Source organism: Acinetobacter sp. LMB-5 (assembly GCF_001541635.1).
In the GTDB taxonomy this organism is placed as follows: Bacteria; Pseudomonadota; Gammaproteobacteria; order Pseudomonadales; family Moraxellaceae; genus Acinetobacter; species Acinetobacter pittii.
The window spans coordinates 1-556 of sequence record NZ_LRDR01000052.1 but is presented as its reverse complement, the minus strand read 5'-3'; the positions used below and the strand labels follow the sequence as shown (position 1 = coordinate 556).

Below are 556 nucleotides of genomic sequence, written 5' to 3'. Positions count from 1 at the left end.
CAGAACCAGAACGTGCTATCGATAAAGCATTCTTAATGCCAATCGAAGACGTATTCTCAATTTCTGGTCGTGGTACTGTAGTAACAGGCCGTGTAGAAGCTGGTATCGTTAAAGTTGGTGAAGAAGTAGAGATCGTTGGTATTAAAGATACAGTTAAAACAACTGTAACTGGCGTAGAAATGTTCCGTAAACTTCTTGACGAAGGCCGTGCAGGTGAGAACTGTGGTATCTTACTTCGTGGTACTAAGCGTGAAGACGTACAACGTGGTCAAGTACTTGCTAAACCAGGTACAATCAAGCCGCACACTAAATTCGACGCAGAAGTATACGTACTTTCTAAAGAAGAAGGTGGTCGTCACACTCCATTCTTAAATGGTTACCGTCCACAGTTCTACTTCCGTACAACTGACGTAACTGGTGCAATCCAATTACAAGACGGCGTTGAAATGGTTATGCCAGGCGACAACGTTGAAATGTCAGTAGAATTAATCCACCCAATCGCAATGGACCCAGGTCTGCGTTTTGCGATCCGTGAAGGTGGTCGTACTGTAGGTGC

Annotated in this window: 1 protein-coding gene; it reads left to right on the top strand. The window is 44.4% G+C overall.

Annotated elements, in window-relative coordinates; all coding sequences use genetic code 11:
* Positions 1–556, top strand: a 556-nt coding sequence (locus tag AW165_RS18465; protein WP_081410731.1) for an EF-Tu/IF-2/RF-3 family GTPase, incomplete at both ends; no start/stop codon positions are given.